The organism is Salinicola sp. NYA28a, assembly GCF_976982775.1.
Genome location: NZ_OZ334582.1, coordinates 1138079 through 1154466 on the forward strand (window position 1 = coordinate 1138079; position 16388 = coordinate 1154466).

General features: G+C 65.2%; 11 protein-coding genes. 1 reads left to right on the forward strand and 10 read right to left on the reverse strand.

Annotated elements, in window-relative coordinates:
• Positions 1–30: 30 nt before the first annotated feature.
• The 8 genes from ACWHY3_RS05220 to ACWHY3_RS05255 all read right to left on the reverse strand — a co-directional run bounded on the left by ACWHY3_RS05220 (position 31) and on the right by ACWHY3_RS05255 (position 11778).
• Positions 31–666, reverse strand: coding sequence for a sarcosine oxidase subunit gamma (locus tag ACWHY3_RS05220; protein WP_448127744.1), 636 nt, complete (start codon positions 664–666; stop codon positions 31–33).
• Complete coding sequence (locus ACWHY3_RS05225) at positions 659–3703, reverse strand: sarcosine oxidase subunit alpha family protein (RefSeq protein ID WP_448127745.1); 3045 nt, start codon at positions 3701–3703, stop codon at positions 659–661. Before ACWHY3_RS05225 ends, ACWHY3_RS05220 begins: the two co-directional genes overlap by 8 nt.
• A complete protein-coding gene (locus tag ACWHY3_RS05230; protein WP_448127746.1) occupies positions 3700–4092 on the reverse strand; it encodes a sarcosine oxidase subunit delta in 393 nt (130 codons plus the stop codon). The genes ACWHY3_RS05225 and ACWHY3_RS05230 overlap by 4 nt, the downstream gene beginning before the upstream one ends.
• Positions 4093–4105: 13 nt before the next feature.
• A complete protein-coding gene (locus ACWHY3_RS05235; protein WP_303856748.1) occupies positions 4106–5356 on the reverse strand; it encodes a sarcosine oxidase subunit beta family protein in 1251 nt (416 codons plus the stop codon).
• Positions 5357–5676: 320 nt separating this feature from the next.
• Positions 5677–6747, reverse strand: coding sequence for a GlxA family transcriptional regulator (locus ACWHY3_RS05240; RefSeq protein ID WP_448127747.1), 1071 nt, complete (start codon positions 6745–6747; stop codon positions 5677–5679).
• Positions 6748–6874: 127 nt separating this feature from the next.
• Complete coding sequence (locus tag ACWHY3_RS05245) at positions 6875–9007, reverse strand: RecQ family ATP-dependent DNA helicase (RefSeq protein WP_087719280.1); 2133 nt, start codon at positions 9005–9007, stop codon at positions 6875–6877.
• Positions 9008–9038: 31 nt separating this feature from the next.
• A complete protein-coding gene (locus ACWHY3_RS05250; protein ID WP_448127748.1) occupies positions 9039–10805 on the reverse strand; it encodes an MFS transporter in 1767 nt (588 codons plus the stop codon).
• Between the two features lie 205 nt (positions 10806–11010).
• A complete protein-coding gene (locus ACWHY3_RS05255) occupies positions 11011–11778 on the reverse strand; it encodes an ATP-binding cassette domain-containing protein (RefSeq protein WP_448127749.1) in 768 nt (255 codons plus the stop codon).
• 150 nt (positions 11779–11928) lie between these two features.
• Between ACWHY3_RS05255 and ACWHY3_RS05260 the strand changes: the two genes are divergently transcribed.
• On the forward strand, positions 11929–13128 hold the full coding sequence (locus ACWHY3_RS05260; protein ID WP_448127750.1) for a hypothetical protein: 1200 nt from the start codon (positions 11929–11931) through the stop codon (positions 13126–13128).
• 64 nt (positions 13129–13192) lie between these two features.
• Here ACWHY3_RS05260 and ACWHY3_RS05265 read toward each other — a convergent pair whose 3' ends face one another.
• Complete coding sequence (locus ACWHY3_RS05265; RefSeq protein ID WP_448127751.1) at positions 13193–13720, reverse strand: RNA polymerase sigma factor; 528 nt, start codon at positions 13718–13720, stop codon at positions 13193–13195.
• Positions 13721–13915: 195 nt separating this feature from the next.
• Positions 13916–16387 (reverse strand): GNAT family N-acetyltransferase, encoded by a 2472-nt coding sequence (locus ACWHY3_RS05270; protein WP_448127752.1) that lies wholly within the window; start codon positions 16385–16387, stop codon positions 13916–13918.
• Position 16388: the final 1 nt, after the last annotated feature.

Genomic DNA, 16388 nt, shown 5'->3' on the forward strand with positions numbered 1-16388 from the left:
AGGCCGATTCCACATCGGCCTTCTGTCTCGTCAACGCTCGACCGAGACACCGAATTCCGCGGCGGCGTCGAGGAGCCATCGGTAGAGGTAGTCGGCAAAACTGCGGCGCACGATGAGTTCCCAGCAGTCTGCCTTCGGTTGACGCAAGGTGACGGAGGTCTTGGCGAAGACCGTGGTGACGCCCTTGCCGACCGGGAACGCCGAAGGGTGAATGTCGTAGGGCGTCGACTTCATCAGCGTCTCGCGTGCCTTGGGGCCGCGCAAGGTGATGACGGTCTGACCGCCGCTGACGTTGACGAGGCTGAAGTGTGCTTGTCCCAGCGCGTGGCGAAGCGCCTTCTCCAGCGCGAACTCTTCGCCGCCGGGGACCACGATCAGCCATTCGTCCGGTGATAGCCACTGGATCGAACGCTCGCCCGTTGAATCCAGGGTCAGGGTGTTGGGCCGCGCCGGCAGATTGATGCCCAGCACCTCGCGCACGGCTTCATCCAGGACGATGGCGCCGCCGCGCAGGATCAGATGCCCCATGAAGGCGGATTCCCGCAGCGTGACGCCGGCCTGCGCATCCGCGGCGGGAGACGGACCGCGCTGAAAAGACCAGGCGAGGGGAGACTCTGCCCCGGTCTGATCGCTCGGCCGGCAGTCGAATTCACGAATCTCAGACATTCTGACGTTCTCCTTTGGGATCGATAAACACCGGACTGACGATTTCCGCTTCATGCACGACGCCATCCTTCATCGGCAGATAGACCGTCTGTCCCAGACGATCGCGACCGCCCTTGATGACGGCGAGGGCAAACCCGTGGCCAAGATTGGGGCTGTAGTAGCTGGAGGTGACGTGACCGACCATGGTCATCGGGATGCTCTGCTCGGGATCGAAGACGATCTGCGCGCCTTCCTCCAGCACGACCTCGGGATCCCTGGGCTTGAGGCCGACGAACTGCTTGCGGTCGGTTCGCGCCGTGTCAGGCCGGGTCAACGCGCGTTTGCCGATCCAGGCGAACGGCTTGTCGTAGCCCACCGCCCACTGCATGCCCAGATCCTCGGGAGTGACCGAGCCATCGGTATCCTGACCGGCGATGATCAGGCCTTTCTCGGCGCGCAGCACGTGCATGGTCTCGGTGCCGTAGGGGGTCAGCCCGTACTTCTCGCCTTTCTCGAACAGGGTCTTCCAGACCGGCATCGCATAGTTGGCCTGGACGTTGATCTCGTAGGCGAGTTCGCCGGTGAAGGAGATTCGGAACACGCGGGCCGGAATGCCGGCAACGTTGCCCTCGCGCCAGTCCATGAACTTGAACTGATCCGGGGACAGGTCGATGTCGGTCACCTCTGACATCAGCTTGCGCGCTTCCGGCCCGGTCACGGTCATGGTCGCCCAGTGGTCGGTCACCGAGGTGAAATAGACCTCGAGCTCCGGCCACTCCGTCTGGTGCCACAGCTCCAACCATTCCATCACCCCGGCGGCGCCACCGGTGGTGGTGGTCATCAGGAAGTGATTCTCGGCCAGACAACTGGTGGTGCCGTCGTCCATCAACATGCCGTCGTCTTTGCACATCAGGCCGTAGCGCACCCGTCCGGGGGCCAGCTTGGCCCACTTGTTGGTGTACACCCGGCCCAGAAACTCGCGTGCATCCGGCCCCTGGATATCGATCTTGCCGAGGGTCGAGGCATCGAGAATGCCGACTTTCTCGCGCACGGCCAGGCTTTCGCGCGATACCGCTTCGTGCATCGTCTCTTTCTTGCCATTGACTGTGCGAGGGAAGTACCAGGGGCGCTTCCACTGGCCCACGTCCTCGAACTCCGCACCATGCTCGACATGCCAGGCGTGCAGGGCGGTGTAGCGCTCGGGGTCGAACAGATCCCGGCAGTGGCGGCCAACGATGGCGCCGAACGTTACCGGCGTGTAATTGGGCCGGAAGACGGTGGTGCCGACTTCCGGGATCGAACGCTTCAGGCAGCGCGCGGCAATCGCCATGCCGTTGATGTTGCCGAGTTTCCCCTGATCGGTGCCGAAGCCCAGCGCGGTATAGCGCTTGACGTGCTCGATCGATTCGAACCCTTCACGTGTGGCCAGTTCGATACCCGCGGCAGTGACATCGTTCTGGAGATCGACGAACTGCTTGGGGGCTCGCATCGCCGACTTCACGTGAGGCACCTGGAAGAGCGCGCAGGCGGGTTCCTCGCGCCGTTCGGCGACGTCAGGCAGCCCGGTCACGGACGAGGCGCTATCGAACCCGATGGCATCCAGCGCGCGGCGAGCCCCTTCGGTGGCGTGCTCGAGCACCGCCTTCAGGGCGAAGACGCCGTGAACGCCGCCCACCGATGTCATGCCCTTCACGTCGCCAGGCACGAAGCCCAGCACATCGTCGCGCCATACGGGCCGGGTTCCGGTATGGGAAGAGAGGTGGATGACGGGGCTGTAGCCACCGGAGCTGGCAATGGTGTCGCAGCTCAGCGTCTCTTCGTGACCGAGAACGCAGAACGCGTCCAGATCGATCCTGGCGATGCGAGCCGCCGTGACGCGGTCGCTGCCCTTGGCCTCGATGACGGCGCTCTGGTTGATGACCCGGATCCCCAGGGCGCGGGCCTGTTCGGCCAGTTCACCCTGAGACGTGGCGCGGGCATCGACGATCGCCACCACTTCACGGCCCGACTCGTGCCAGTCCAGCGCCGTGCGATAGGCGTGATCGTTGCTGACCGACAGCACCAGCTTGTGGCCCGGCACCACGCCGAAACGCCGGATATAGGTGGAGACCGCGCCGGCAACCATGTTGCCGGGCACATCGTTGTTGCCGTAGACCAGCGGGCGCTCGTGGGTGCCCGTCGCCAGAATGACGTGCCGGGCACGCACGCGATGCAGGCGGGAGCGCGCCTGCGGACGCCGGTTCACGGCGGGGGCGGTATCCCAGAGATGTTCGGTGCGACGCTCGTGGAGCGTGACGAAGTTGTGGTCGTGATAGCCGTTGGCGGTCGTTCGTGGCAGCAGCTCGACGTTCTCTCTTGCCGACAGCTCGGTGACCACTTGCGATACCCATTCCGGCGCCGGCAGGCCGTCGAGCGCCTCGCGGCTGTCCAGCAGCGAACCGCCCAGTTCCTCCTGCTCGTCGCAGAGCATGACCCGGGCGCCGCTGTCGGCAGCGATACGCGCCGCCATCAGACCGGCGGCACCGCCGCCGATGATCAGCACGTCGCAATGCTGATTGAGGTGGTCGTAAATGTCCGGATCGGATTCGAGCGGACTGCGCCCCAGACCGGCGCTCTTGCGAATGTACTTCTCGTAGGTCATCCACATCGAGGCCGGCGCCATGAAGGTCTTGTAGTAGAACCCCGGCGGCATGAAGCTGCCGCCCAGCTTGCCGATCATCCCCATCATGTCGCGCTGCACGTTCGGCCAGCCGTTGGTGCTGCGAGCGACCAGCCCTTCGTAGAGCGCCTGCTGTGTGGCGCGGACGTTGGGCACCTGGGCCGCTTCGCTGGCGCCCAGCTGCACGACGGCATTGGGCTCTTCCGGGCCCGCCGCGACGATGCCGCGCGGCCGCGAATACTTGAAGCTGCGATTGACGATATCGACGCCGTTGGCCAGCAGGGCGGAGGCCAGCGTATCGCCGGCGTAGCCCGTGTAGCGCTTGCCGTTGAACGTGAAGGAGAGTTCGCGGGAGCGATCGATACGACCGCCGCGGTTGGATCGATGGATCTGCGTCATGCCCGTGCCTCCGTGTTCAACGCTTCGTCTTCAGGGCGTGCGCCGACCGTCTGCCAGCCGCCGGACGCGGCCTGAACGCCGGACTGGCGTTCGTCGGCGGCCAGCGTTTCGGCCGTGATCGAGGGGCGCTCGCCCATCTTGTAGGTTTCGAGAATCTCGTAATTCGCGGTGTGCCGCGTGATGTTGAAGAACTTGCGACAGCCGACGGAATGCACCCACAGCTCGTGATGAATGCCGCGGGGGTTGTCGCGGAAGAACAGATAGTCCCCCCATTGTTCATCGGAACAGTTCTCCGGGTCGGCGGGGCGCTGCAGATGGGCCTGGCCACGCGGATGGAACTCTTCCTCTTCGCGATACTCTTCGCAGTAAGGGCAGTAGATATGGAACATGAAAGAGTCCTCCTCAGTGGGCGACGCCAGCGGCGCCGTGTTCGTCCACCAGGGCGCCGGTGTGGAAGCGGTCGATCGAAAACGGTGCGGCCAGCGGATGCGCTTCGCCCTTGGCCAGCGTCGCCGCGAAGACGTGGCCGGAGCCCGGCGTGGCCTTGAAGCCGCCGGTGCCCCAGCCGCAGTTGAAGAACATGCCCTTGACCGGCGTGGCCGAGAGGATCGGACTGGCGTCGGGGCAGGTGTCGACGATGCCGCCCCATTGGCGGTTCATGCGCACGCGGGAGAAGATCGGGAACATCTCGACGATTGCCTGCAGGGTATGCTCGACGGTGGGGTAGCTGCCGCGCTGACCATAACCCACGTAGCCGTCGATGCCGGCGCCGATGACCAGATCGCCCTTGTCCGACTGGCTAATGTAGCCATGCACATGGTTGGACATGACCACCGTATCCAGCACCGGCTTCAGCGGCTCGGAGACCAGCGCCTGCAGCGGGTGGGACTCTAGCGGAAGCCTGAAGCCGGCCATTTTGGCGAGCACCCCGGAATTCCCGGCGGCGACGCAGCCCACCGTCTTCGCTTCGATGTCGCCGCGATTGGTGTGAACGCCATGGACGCGGCCGTCACGGATCTTGAAACCGGTGACTTCGGTGTTCTGCAGCAGGTCCACGCCGAGTGCGTCCGCCGCCCGCGCGTAGCCCCAGGCCACGGCGTCGTGACGGGCCACGCCGCCGCGCGGCTGCCAGGAAGCGCCGAGGACCGGATAGCGGGCCCGGCTCGAGCAGTCGAGGATCGGCACGATCTCCTGGACCCCCTTGGCATCGAGGACTTCGCCATCGATCCCGTTCAGGCGGTTGGCGTTGACGCGGCGCTGGATGTCGCGCATGTCCTGCAGCGTGTGGCCGAGGTTGAGCACGCCCCGCTGCGAGAACATCACGTTGTAGTTGATGTCCCGGGAGAGGCCTTCCCACAGCTTCATGGAGTGTTCGAACAGCGCGGCCGCTTCGTCCCACAGGTAGTTGGAACGCACGATCGTGGTATTGCGAGCGGTGTTGCCGCCACCCAGCCAGCCTTTCTCGATCACCGCGACATTGGTGATGTTGTGGACCTTGGCCAGATAATAGGCGGTAGCCAGGCCGTGGCCGCCACCGCCGACGATGACGATGTCGTACTGCTTCTTCGGCGTAGGGTTGCGCCACTGGCGCTGCCAGTTTTCGTGATGGTTCAGCGCGTGCTTGACCAGACCGAATCCGGAATAGCGTTGCATGCTTTTCTCCTGGAGGGGCGCCGCCCGAGCAGCCTCGCCGCAGCGTCGGAAGCCATTGAAATCAGATCATTGGAAGCTTGCGTTCATGATCCGCCAGGCAGATCGAAAGACGCTTGAACGTTTGCGACAGGATAATTGAATGAAGGGGAAGTCTCGGTCGGCCGAAGAACCGCACCGTGGCCTCGCAGCCGTGCGCTGCTGACCGGCCGGGAGAGGCCAGCCCTATGTCGAAAAGCGATATTTATGACGCTAACGTTTCCGACACTCGGCCTGGGTCGAGCGGGGCGATGCCGGCACGGGGCATGAGGGGGAAGGCGCCTTCAGTGCTGTGCCGGCGCGGCGAGTTCGAGCGCTCTGGAGGTCTGGCCGACGTGGAGAAAGAACGGGTCCACGAGCTTGGCGCGCTGATCCTCGGAGAGCCGTCTGACCTCCGAAGGGGGAATACCGAAGACCTCGCGGAAGTGCCGCGAGAAGTGGGCCGTGTCGGCAAAACCGCAGCGCTCGCCGATATCGGTGATGCTGTGCTTGGTGTAGTTCAACATCCAGCACCCGTAGTGCAGGCGCAGGTCGCGTGCGAACTTCTGCGGCCCGACGCCGAACTGTTCCCGGAAATGGCGCTCGATGTTGCGCCGCGAAGTATGCAGGCGCTTAGCGAGCCGCTCGATCGTGACGACCTCGCCCAGATGCTGCTCGAAGATCGAGATGGCGCGGCGTACCAGCGGGTCGGAGACCTTGCTGAAGACGACCGGTTGCGGCTGGGGATGCTGCCCGGGCCGCGGCTCGTCGATCAGCATGATATGCAGGCTCTTCTTCGCCCATAGCCGCCCCAGGTGGCGTTCGATCAGGTACGCGGCCAGATCGGCGGAGGCCACGCCGCCGGCACAGGTCAACCGATTGCCGTCATCCAGAAAGAGCTGGTCGGCCACCGGCTCGATATCCGGGTAGCGCTGCACGAGATCGGCATGGTGATACCAGCTGATGCAGCATCGGCGGCCATCCATCAACCCTGCCTTGATCAGGGAAAAGACCCCGGTACAGACCCCGACGAGAGGAACGTCGCACTGCGCTGCCAGGCGCAGATAATCCAGCGCCTGCTGATCCTCCTCTTCGGCCGCGCCGAGTACCCCGCCGATGACCACGATGTAATCGAAGCGTTCGGGGGCCGTCAGCGGTCCGCAGCCGGTGATCGTGGCGCCGCTGCTGGAAACGACGTCCTGCCCGCCGCTGCTCATGAACTGCCAGCGACAGCGGATCTGCTGACTGCGGTCGCCGTCGTCGGCGGACAGCCGCAGGCAATCGACGAAGGCCGAGAACGGCAGGATGGTGAAGCGCTGCAGCAGCACGAATCCGACCGAAAGAGGCTCGTCTGAAGAAGAGAAATCTGGGGCCATATCGTAGTCTCAGGGCATGGTCGAGGCCGAGGCATCAATCCAGTTTGTCATGACACGCGCTGGTACGTCGCTTCCACAAGCCCTCAGGAGCAGTGCTCGATGGGGCTTCGTTGCCATTCACCATCGATCAACGTCTCGCGCAGGCATTGGCCCACGCCTTGATCTCGGGATAGGGGCGCTGCTCGTAGATGCCGAAACCGGGCAGCTGCCGCGCCTTGAGCGGCGTGAAGACCGGCATGGCGAGCCCGCACAGAAAGTGCGCGATGCGTTGCGCCCCCGGCACCGTGCCAATCTGCTCGCGGTGACGCTCGATCAGCGGCCGGGCGTATCGTTCGAAGTCGTCATCGGTCAATTCAGGCAGCGCCGCCGCGCTCGGCAGGCGGGCAACGTGACCGTGGCAGACCGAGCAGTGGCCGCAGCCCCGGGCGGCTTGAATCGGCTGGCCGCATCCTCGGGCGGCTTGAACAGGTTGGCCGCAGCTTCGGGCGGCTTGAATCGGCTGGCCGCAGCCCTGGGCGGCCTGGACCGGCTGGCCGCAGGCTTGAGTTTCCGCATGCTCGAAATGGTCGTCGCCGAAGTACTCCGCCAGACGGCGGGTCAGGCAGGTATCCGATTCGAACAGTGCCAGCATCGCCTGCAGACGTTCGATCTCGGTTCGCTCGCGGGACTGGCTTTCCGCCAGCAACCGGTCGGTCAGGGCCTCGATGTCGAACGCGGGCTGGCACACCTCGTAGACATCGGTCATGCGCTTGCCTTCCAGCACCACCCAGCCCTTGTCCTGGAAATACTCCAGCGCGGTGATGACGCGCGAGCGCGAGGCATCGATCCCCGCATCGACGCCGGCGCGGTAGAGACGCTCGAAATTCACCGTTCCCCAGGTCTTGGCGATGGCGATGTTGTCCACCAACAGGCGCACGAAGTCGGCCCGTTCCCCCTGGAAGCGTGCGATCAGATCGCCGGGCTCCTCGAGATAGCGCAGCCGGTATTCGGCCAGATAGGCGAAGCGGGGCGCGATCACGCCGTGCATCTCGAGGCGCACCAGCAATGTCTTCAACGGCAGCAGGCGGATATTGCTGTCGCGGGAGAGCGTATTGAGCAGCACCGGCCACTGGCGCTGCGGCTGGCGGCCAGCCTCGGCGATCTCGGCCAGCACGTGACGAATACCCTCGCGCTCCGGCGTGTCGCCGTAGACGAAGTTCTCCAGCACGCGCAGGCCGTCGCGACCGGCCAGCATCAGGCAGCGTGACGGCTCGCCGTCGCGGCCGGCACGGCCAATCTCCTGGCTGTAGTTCTCGATCGACTTGGGCAGGTCGTAGTGGATCACGTTGCGAATGTTGCCCTTGTCGATCCCCATGCCAAAGGCGATGGTGGCGACGATGCAAGGGATCTCGCCGCGCATGAAGCCCTGCTGGATCTCGTCCCGCGTCTCGCTGTCGAGACCGGCGTGATAGGCGCGCACCGTGAAGCCCTGATTCGCCAGCGCCGCGGCGACCGACTCGGCGGTCTGCTGCAGGGTGACGTAGACGATGGTGGGCGCCTGCGATGCCGGCTGTTGTCCTGGCGACTGTCGTGACGAGCGTTGCGGCGCCAGCCATTCGACCAGTGCCGGCAGCCGGCGTTCGCTCTCTACCGGCTGCACCAGAAGCTCGAGGTTGTCGCGATAGAAGCCGGTGGTGACGACATCGTCCGCGGCGATGGCGAACTTGGCGCGCATGTCGTCGATCACGGCGGGCGTCGCGGTGGCGGTCAGCAGCAGCGCCTGTGGGATGCCGAACTCGCGCTGGTAGTCCGGCAGCTTCAGGTAGTCCGGGCGAAAGTTGTGGCCCCATTCGGAGATGCAGTGAGCTTCGTCGACCACCAGCAGCGAGATCGCGACCTGGCGCAGAAAGTGGCGAAAGCGCTCGTTCTTGAGCCGTTCCACCGAGACCATCAGGATCTTCAGCTCGCCGCGGCGGGCACGCTCCATGATGTCGCGGGCGGTGTCGCGGTCCTGGGTCGAATCGAGACTCGCGGCCGCCACGCCGTGGCGTTGGAGGAAGGCCAACTGGTCCTGCATCAATGCCAGCAGCGGCGAGACCACCAGCGTGAGATGCGGCAGGTGGAGCGCCGGCAACTGGTAGCAGAGCGACTTGCCGGCGCCGGTGGCGAAGATCGCTGCCGTCGAGCGGCCACCGATGACGCGCTCGACGACCGCTTCCTGGCCGCCGCGGAACGCCGGGAAGCCGAACACCTCGAGCAGGGTATCGCGAGCGCTTTTCATGTTGTCTCCTGCGTCATGTTCGTTTGTTGAGTCATGTCCGCTGCTGCGGCCAGGGCACGGTCGTGTCGGGCGTGGCAGCATCGGATGAGGTGACATCGGCCGGCGAATCGTCGGGCGGTTCGGTCTGGTTCGGCGTCAGTGCCGGTTGGTCGTGCCGCGAGGAACGATAGCTGACGCCGTGGCGCAGGCGCGGGGCCTCCGGGCCGCTGTGCAGTGCCGTGACCCGGTCGATGACGGCGCGGTCCGCCAGCGTCAGCCGGTCCAGCATGCGCAGATGCTGTAGCCAGTTGGGCACGAGGAACACCTCCTGCCACAGATCGCGGTCGACGACGTCGCGGTAGAGCGACCAGCGCTTGGCACCGTTGCGCAGCCGCAGCTTTCTCAGTGGCCGCACGGCGCGGGCGAATTCGCGCAGATGCTCGCTGTCGATGCGGTATTCGACCGTTACCATCACCGAGCCCCGTGCCGGATTGAACTCGAAGTCCGGCCTGTGGGTGTGCGCTTCGGGTGCCTCGACCAGATCGTTGGCGTCCAGGTCCGGCAGCTTGGAAGGAAGCAGCAGCAACGCCGAGACGATCAGCAGCGCGCCGGCCAGCATCAGCGCCGTCTGCACGCCCAGGCCGTCGGCCAGTTGCCCCCACAACAGCGAACCCAGCGTCAGCCCGGCGTAGAGCGCGGTCTGGTACAGCGCCAGGGCGCGGGCCTTGACCCAGTCCGGCACCAGTATCTGCACCGAGGAGTTGTAGGAAGCCACCGCGGCGATCCAGCAGCTGCCGCCGACGATGAGCGCCGGAAACAGCACCCACAGGGTATCGAGCCCGCCGAGCGCCAGCATCACCAGGCCCAGCAACATCGCGGAGAAGCTGATCAGGCGGCTGCTGCCGACCCGCTGGCGGGCCCGGTTGACCAGCGTGCTGCCGGCGATCGCGCCGATGCCGAGGCCACCGAGCATGTAGCCGTAGAGCGAGGCGCTGCCGCTGGGATGCTGATGGGCCAGCAGCGGCAGCAGTGCCCAGAGGGCGCTGGCGGAGATGCCGAAGATGAACGAACGCATCATCACCAGCCGCGTGACGCTGGAGTACTGCACGAAATGCAGCGCCGCCTTGACGCCCTCCCAGATGCGTTCCGGGGGCAGGGACTTGGGCAGCACCGCGCGCTTCCAGCGCCACAGGGCGGCGATCAGCCCGCAGAAGCAGAGCACGTTGAGCAGGAAGATCCACGCCGGCCCCACCGCGGCCAGCAGCAGCCCGCCGATGGCCGGGCCGATGGCGCGCGCGGCGTTGTAGTTGACGCTGTTGAGCAGCACGGCGCTCGAGACCAGGTTGCGTGGCACCTGCTCGTTGACCGCCGCCTGCCATGCCGGGGTGGTAATCGCCCCGCCGATGGAAACGCACAGGATCGAGACGATCAGCAGCGTCGGAGAGAGCAGATTCATGAAGGCGATCAGCGTGATGAACAGCCCGCCCAGCACCTCGATACCCAGGCCGAACAACATTACCTTGCGGCGATCATAGTTGTCGGCGATCACCCCGGTGACGATCGACATCAGCACCAGCGGCAGCGCCGCCGCGACCTGAATCATTGCCACTGCCACCGCGCCGCCGTCGTTCGACGTCACCACCCACGCCGCCGCCACCGACTGTGCCCACACGCCGAGATTGGCGAACAGGTTGGCGATCCAGATCATCCGGAACGCCGGGACCCCCAGCGGGGCAAAGGTACTGACATTCGCCGGACGTGGCGGCGTCTGTTCGGATTCGAGCGTCAGATCGCTCTGGCGGGAAACGGGTTGCAGCATGACGAGCTCGCAGACAAGGGGCGAATCGGAAGGCAAAGCCTGAAGATTAGCATCCTTGGTTCAGCCGTGCGGGTCCAGCGCCATGGTGCTCCGGCAGAGGAGATGTCGATACGTCATGAGGCGGCAGACGGCGCTCGCCTATTACGAGACAAGAGACTGGTACGAGACAAGAGACTGGTACGAGACAAGAGACTGGGAAGATGGCCTACTGCAGCACCGCGATGGGGCAGGCGTCGGCGGGGTGGTTCATCACCCGCATAGGGATGCCGTAGATGGCTTCCAGATTGGTATCGTTCATCATGCTGGCCGGCGCGCCTTCGGCGAGGAGCCTGCCGCTGTGCAGCGCGACCAGGTGATCGCAGTAGCGTGCGGCCATGTTGACGTCGTGGAGCACGATGATCACACCGAGGCCCAGCTCGCGGCAGAGCTTGCGCACCAGCGCCAGCACTTCGACCTGGTGGGCGATATCCAGCGCCGCCAGCGGCTCGTCGAGCAGCAGATAGCGGCTGCCCTGGGCCAGCAGCATGGCCAGCCACACGCGTTGGCGCTCGCCGCCGGAGAGCGTATCGACCAGACGGTCGGCGAAGGCTTCGGTATGGGTCAGGGCGATGGCGCGCTCGATCTGCTGATGATCGTGGCGATTGAGGCGTCCCAGCAGGCCATGCCAAGGGTAGCGGCCGAAACCGATCAATTCGCGGCAGGTGAGATTTTCGGCGCTGGGCAGATGCTGCGGCAGATAGGCGACGTGGCGGGCGAACTCTCGCGGTTTCCACTGCGACAGCGGGCGGCCATCGAGCCGGATGTTACCTTGACTGACCGGCTGCTGCTGCGCGAGCAGCTTGAGCAGCGTCGACTTGCCGGAACCGTTGTGCCCGATCAGGCCGTAGATCCGGCCTTCACCGAAGGTGAAATTGATGGGGGAGAGCAACGTCTTGCCCGCGATCTCGAAGCTCGCCGATTGGACTTCGAACATGGACGGGGCAACCTCGCAGCGAGTGGTGGGTCACAGGGTGGAATGCAATCCTAATTCAAATACGAACGCTTATCAAAGACACTTGTCGTCGTTTATCGATTGGCAGCGTCCCTTGCCGGACGAATATCCCTGTTCAAGGAGTACGAACCCATGAAAGTGTGGTTATCGATTGTGCTGTTCGCGCTCGTTGCCGGGGGCGTGCTGACCGCCGTTGCCTCGCACGAGCCGTTCGAGCCTCGCATGGTGCGCCTGGAAGCGCAGCGGGCACTGCCGTCGCTGGCACCGGCGCTGGCCGAGGAGTCGCCGGAGATCAACGCGCTCTTTCTGAGCTACGCCGGCGAGCCGGCACTCTGGGCCGCTGCCTGGCTGGCGATCCGCAATCACGGCGACCTGGCCCGTGAGGCGCTGCGCGATTACGGTCTCGATCCCGCATTCCAGCGCGTACTGGTGCGTTTCGGCGCGGATGCGGTGCTGCCAGTGACCTACTACCGCGATCACGATATCGCCACGCTGCGGGCACAGCACTGGCTAGGTACGCGCTACCGGGCGGCAAGCGAGCAGCTGTCGCGCTGGTGGCAAGACGATGCCGAGAAGGCGCTCGGCGCGAATCCCACGATGACCGACGAGGAGGCGACGCCGGCCACGTTGACGCCGGCGCGTCGCGGTCAGATCGCCATCGCCATTCTCGAGGCCGAGGGCCACGGCTTCCTCGGGCAGTTCGTCGTCGATGCAGACGGCGAGGTGCAATGGCTACAGAGCGAGCGGGTAGTGAGCGATATCGGCGATTTCTTCACCGGCGGCCTGCGCGATCTGGAAAGCCAGTGGCGTCGCGGCGAGCCGGTCGGCGTTGCCGATCTCGGATGGGCGGGTGTCGATCTGCTGGTGATGACCAGCGCGATCAAGGTGCTGCGCACCGGGCGCGCGGTGCGTGCCGGTGCCGCCGTCGAAGGGCAGGGCGCGCGGGCGGCGGGGCGTGGCGTGCTGGTCGGGGGCGTACGCTTCGTCAACCTGTCGCGAGCGGCCAAGGTCGCGGCGGTCACCGGCACGGCTTATGTCGTTTTGCGACATCCCAGCCTTGTCAGCGCGCTGGGTGCCAATGTCGGGCGGTGGCTGGGCTGGCCGGTGTGGCTGGGCCAGTTCCTGATCTGGACGCTGGTGCTGCTGCCATTGCTGATCGTTGCGCGGTTCGTCTATCGCTGGCTGCTGGCGCCGCTGTTATGGCTGTTGGTGCCGTTGCTGAAGGCGACATCGAGAACGCCGCGCTGGTTGATGAAAAGGCAGCGGTCGCGGGGCGATGGCGCACTGAGTGTTCGACCGCCAAATGACGCCAGAACGGATCCCACGTTATGAATGACGACGCCTATCTCCATGCGATAGGCATGAGCTGGTATCCCAGCGTCGCCGGTTCTCGAGGCTAGTGCCGCGCTGCCCGTTCCAGGCTATCCAATTCCAGGCTATCCAGTTCCTCCTGGCATCGAGTCACCGCCTGAGCGATATAGCGCCCCGCCATGCGCTCGGAAACACCGAGCCGCCGGCCGATTTCGCGCTGGGTCATGCCCTCCATGCGGTGCCAGATCAGCGCCTGGCGTAGCCGTTCCGGTAATCCGGCCAACGTCTGCGTGAGCTGGCGGACACACTGCTGCTGACAGGCTTCGGCTTCCGGGCAAGCGCGTGGGCAGACCAGTACCGGTTCCAGCGTGTCGATGGCGATCAGTTCGGGCGCCTGTCGTCGGCGATGATCGATCAGCAGATTGCGGGCGATGCGGAAGAGATAGGCGCGCGGGTTCTCGAGCCCGTTTTCCGAAGCGGTGTTGAGCAGGCGCAGGTAGACCTCGTGACAGAGATCGGCGGCCTGCTCTCCGGATTCGAGCTGGCGGCGGAGAAAGCCCAGCAGCTCGCGATGGTGCTGGCGATAGAGAGACTCGAACAGTGCTTCGCGCATGATGGCGGCCCTGGGGGCAGAACGACAGAAGTGACGCGATCATGGCAAAAATGAGAATCATTAGCAATAATTCGTATTGGCAACGAGTCGTAGGCCGGGCACCACGACGTGCGCCCGGCGATGGATCGGGGGCGTCGGCTACCTCATGCCGACACGGTCGGTGCGTCGCGCTCGTCCCTGGCGCCGTTTCGCCGTTCAGACATCGGGCGATAGGCGTCGATAGGCGGCGATGGGATTGGCCAGCGTGCCGGCGAACTGCAGGTTCTTCGACGGATCGGCGAGATCGATCATCTGGCGGTTGTTACGCAGCTGCAGCCGGTTGAGACAGGAGAGCGTGAATTCTGGCGCGAACAGATCGAAGCGTTCGAACCTGTCGGCGAACGCCGGGTGTCGTTGCTGGTAATCGATCACGCAGGACGCGACCAACTGCCAGAAATCGTCCTCCTGGAGCTGGTTCGAAGCCACCAGGCTCTCGGCCAGAAAGCGGAAGAAGCAGTCGAACAGATCGGTGAAGATCGACAGGATCTTCAGGTCCTCAGGCACTTCGACCGCGATGCGCCGGGCGGCTTCCGGCAGGGACTGGCCGTTGTCGAAGATGCCGGTCTCCTCGCCGATATCCTTGAGGATCGCGCCGACCGGTACATGATTCTCGAGTTGCAGGATCAGGTTTTCGCCGTGAGGCATGAACACCAGATCGTGAGCGAAGAAGCAGTGCAGCAGCGGCGTCATGTAGGCGGCCAGGTAGCGCTCGATCCAGCGGCGAGCGCCGATGCCGGAGGCGTCGATCAGTGCCGGCAGCAGCGCGTCGCCACTGGCGTCCCGGTGCAGCAGGGCAGCCATGGTCATCAGCCGCCGATTGGGCGCGATGCGAATATACGGGCTCTCCCGCCACAGGCACGCCAGCATTTTCTGATACGGGTGCTGTTTGTCAGTCGCAGCCTCGAAGCCGGCATGGTGATAGCCCAGCGTCGCCACTTCTCGCAGTACGCTGAACCCCTGCGTCTGCAGTTCCGGATCGCTGCCGACCAGGTTCTCGACCCAGGCATTGATGGCCGGCGTGCCGCGCATGTAGTGGGGCGACAGCCCGCGCATGAAGCCCATGTTGAGAATCGACAGCGCGAATTTGACGTAACGTCGCCTGGGCTGCGAGACGTTGAACCAGGTGCGGATCGACTGCTGGGCGCGGTAGTCGTCGTCCGCCTCGCCGAGCAGCACCAGGCGCTGCTCGGCGACTTCGCCGGCAAAGGTGATCGCCAGTTTGTGTCGCCATTGCCACGGGTGGACCGGCATCAACAGGTAGTCATCGGGATCGAGCCCGAGCGCCCGCAGCCGGTTGGCGAAACGCTCCCGTACCGAGGCGTCCAGCTCCTCGGCGAACAGGGTCTCGGCATCGAGGCCCTCGATGGCGCTGTACTCCGTGCAGTGGCGAGCGGCGGCCAGCCACAGCGGACGGATCGCGGCGCCGGCTTCCGGCGCGTAGCGGTGATAGTCCTCGATATCGAAGCCGATCCGTCCGCTGTTGGCGACGAAACAGGGGTGACCTTCGCTCATCGCCGTCTCGAGGGTCTGGAAGTCGGCCAGCGCGAGTTCGGCGGCCGGCGGTACGTCACGGTCGAACTTGTAGGCCATGCCGGCCAGGGTGCTGGCGATCTCCTCCAGGTAGGTCGGCAGGTTGGCGGGGGCGATGCCCAGGCGCGCCCGGCACTCGAGCAGGAACTGCGCCACGTCCAGTGATTGCGGATCGCCGTCGCGGGTCTTGGCAAGCGTTCCCTTGTCGATCCACCAGTGATCCAGCGCCATTCGCCGGGCGCGGAAACGATAGACGATGCTGTCGCTATCGCTGGCGAGCCGGTAATCGGCCCAGCCATCGGCCTCGGGAAGAGATTCCGCTAACGGCGCCAACAGCCGCTCGTGGGCGAATTCACTGATCGCCTTGCCCAGCAGGTCGCGATTGGCGCGCTGCCAGCGGTCGGGGCGGAGATGGGCGACCGTTTCGTCCATTGCAGTGTCGGGGCGCCGCGAGGCGTGCAGCGACTCGAACCGTTCGCGGGTGCAGAACCCCAGCCGGGCGGTCTTCTCCGCCAGTCGGATCTCGCCCTCGTAGACGAACCCGGCACGGCGGTTGAGCGGGTGGATCCTGGCATTGGTCACATCCGGCTCGACGACGATCCGCTGCGTCGTCGGGTCGCTGAACAGGAACGCCACGACGGTATCGATCACGGCCTGGCTGAAGCCGTGAATCGGCGAGGCCGCCGGGTTTCTCGGCGCGACCAGAAAGTGCATGCCGCGGTCGCCGGGCTGGACCGGATAGTGCTCGCCGACCGGATCGTGGCGAGGGTCGTAGCACTCGACCAGAAACGCCGGCTGGCCATCGTGCAGGCCGATGAACGCCTGGGCGCTGTCGCTCTCTTCCATCTCGCGGTAGAACGCGGCGACCTGATCTCGGGTATCGCCGTTCATGCCCCAGAAGCGGGCGGTTTCCCGGCTGACCCAGTCGAACACGGTGTCGATGTTGCGGCCGAGATCGAGCGGTCGCAGGGCGAGGGTGCCGATGCCCGGCCAGTCGCGATGAAAGCGCAGGTCGGGCGAATAGAGGCTGCTGGCCGATGTGGTGTGTGTCGCGGTGGCTGTCTCGGCGTTGGCCAGTCGAGTTTGCGGTAAGTTCATG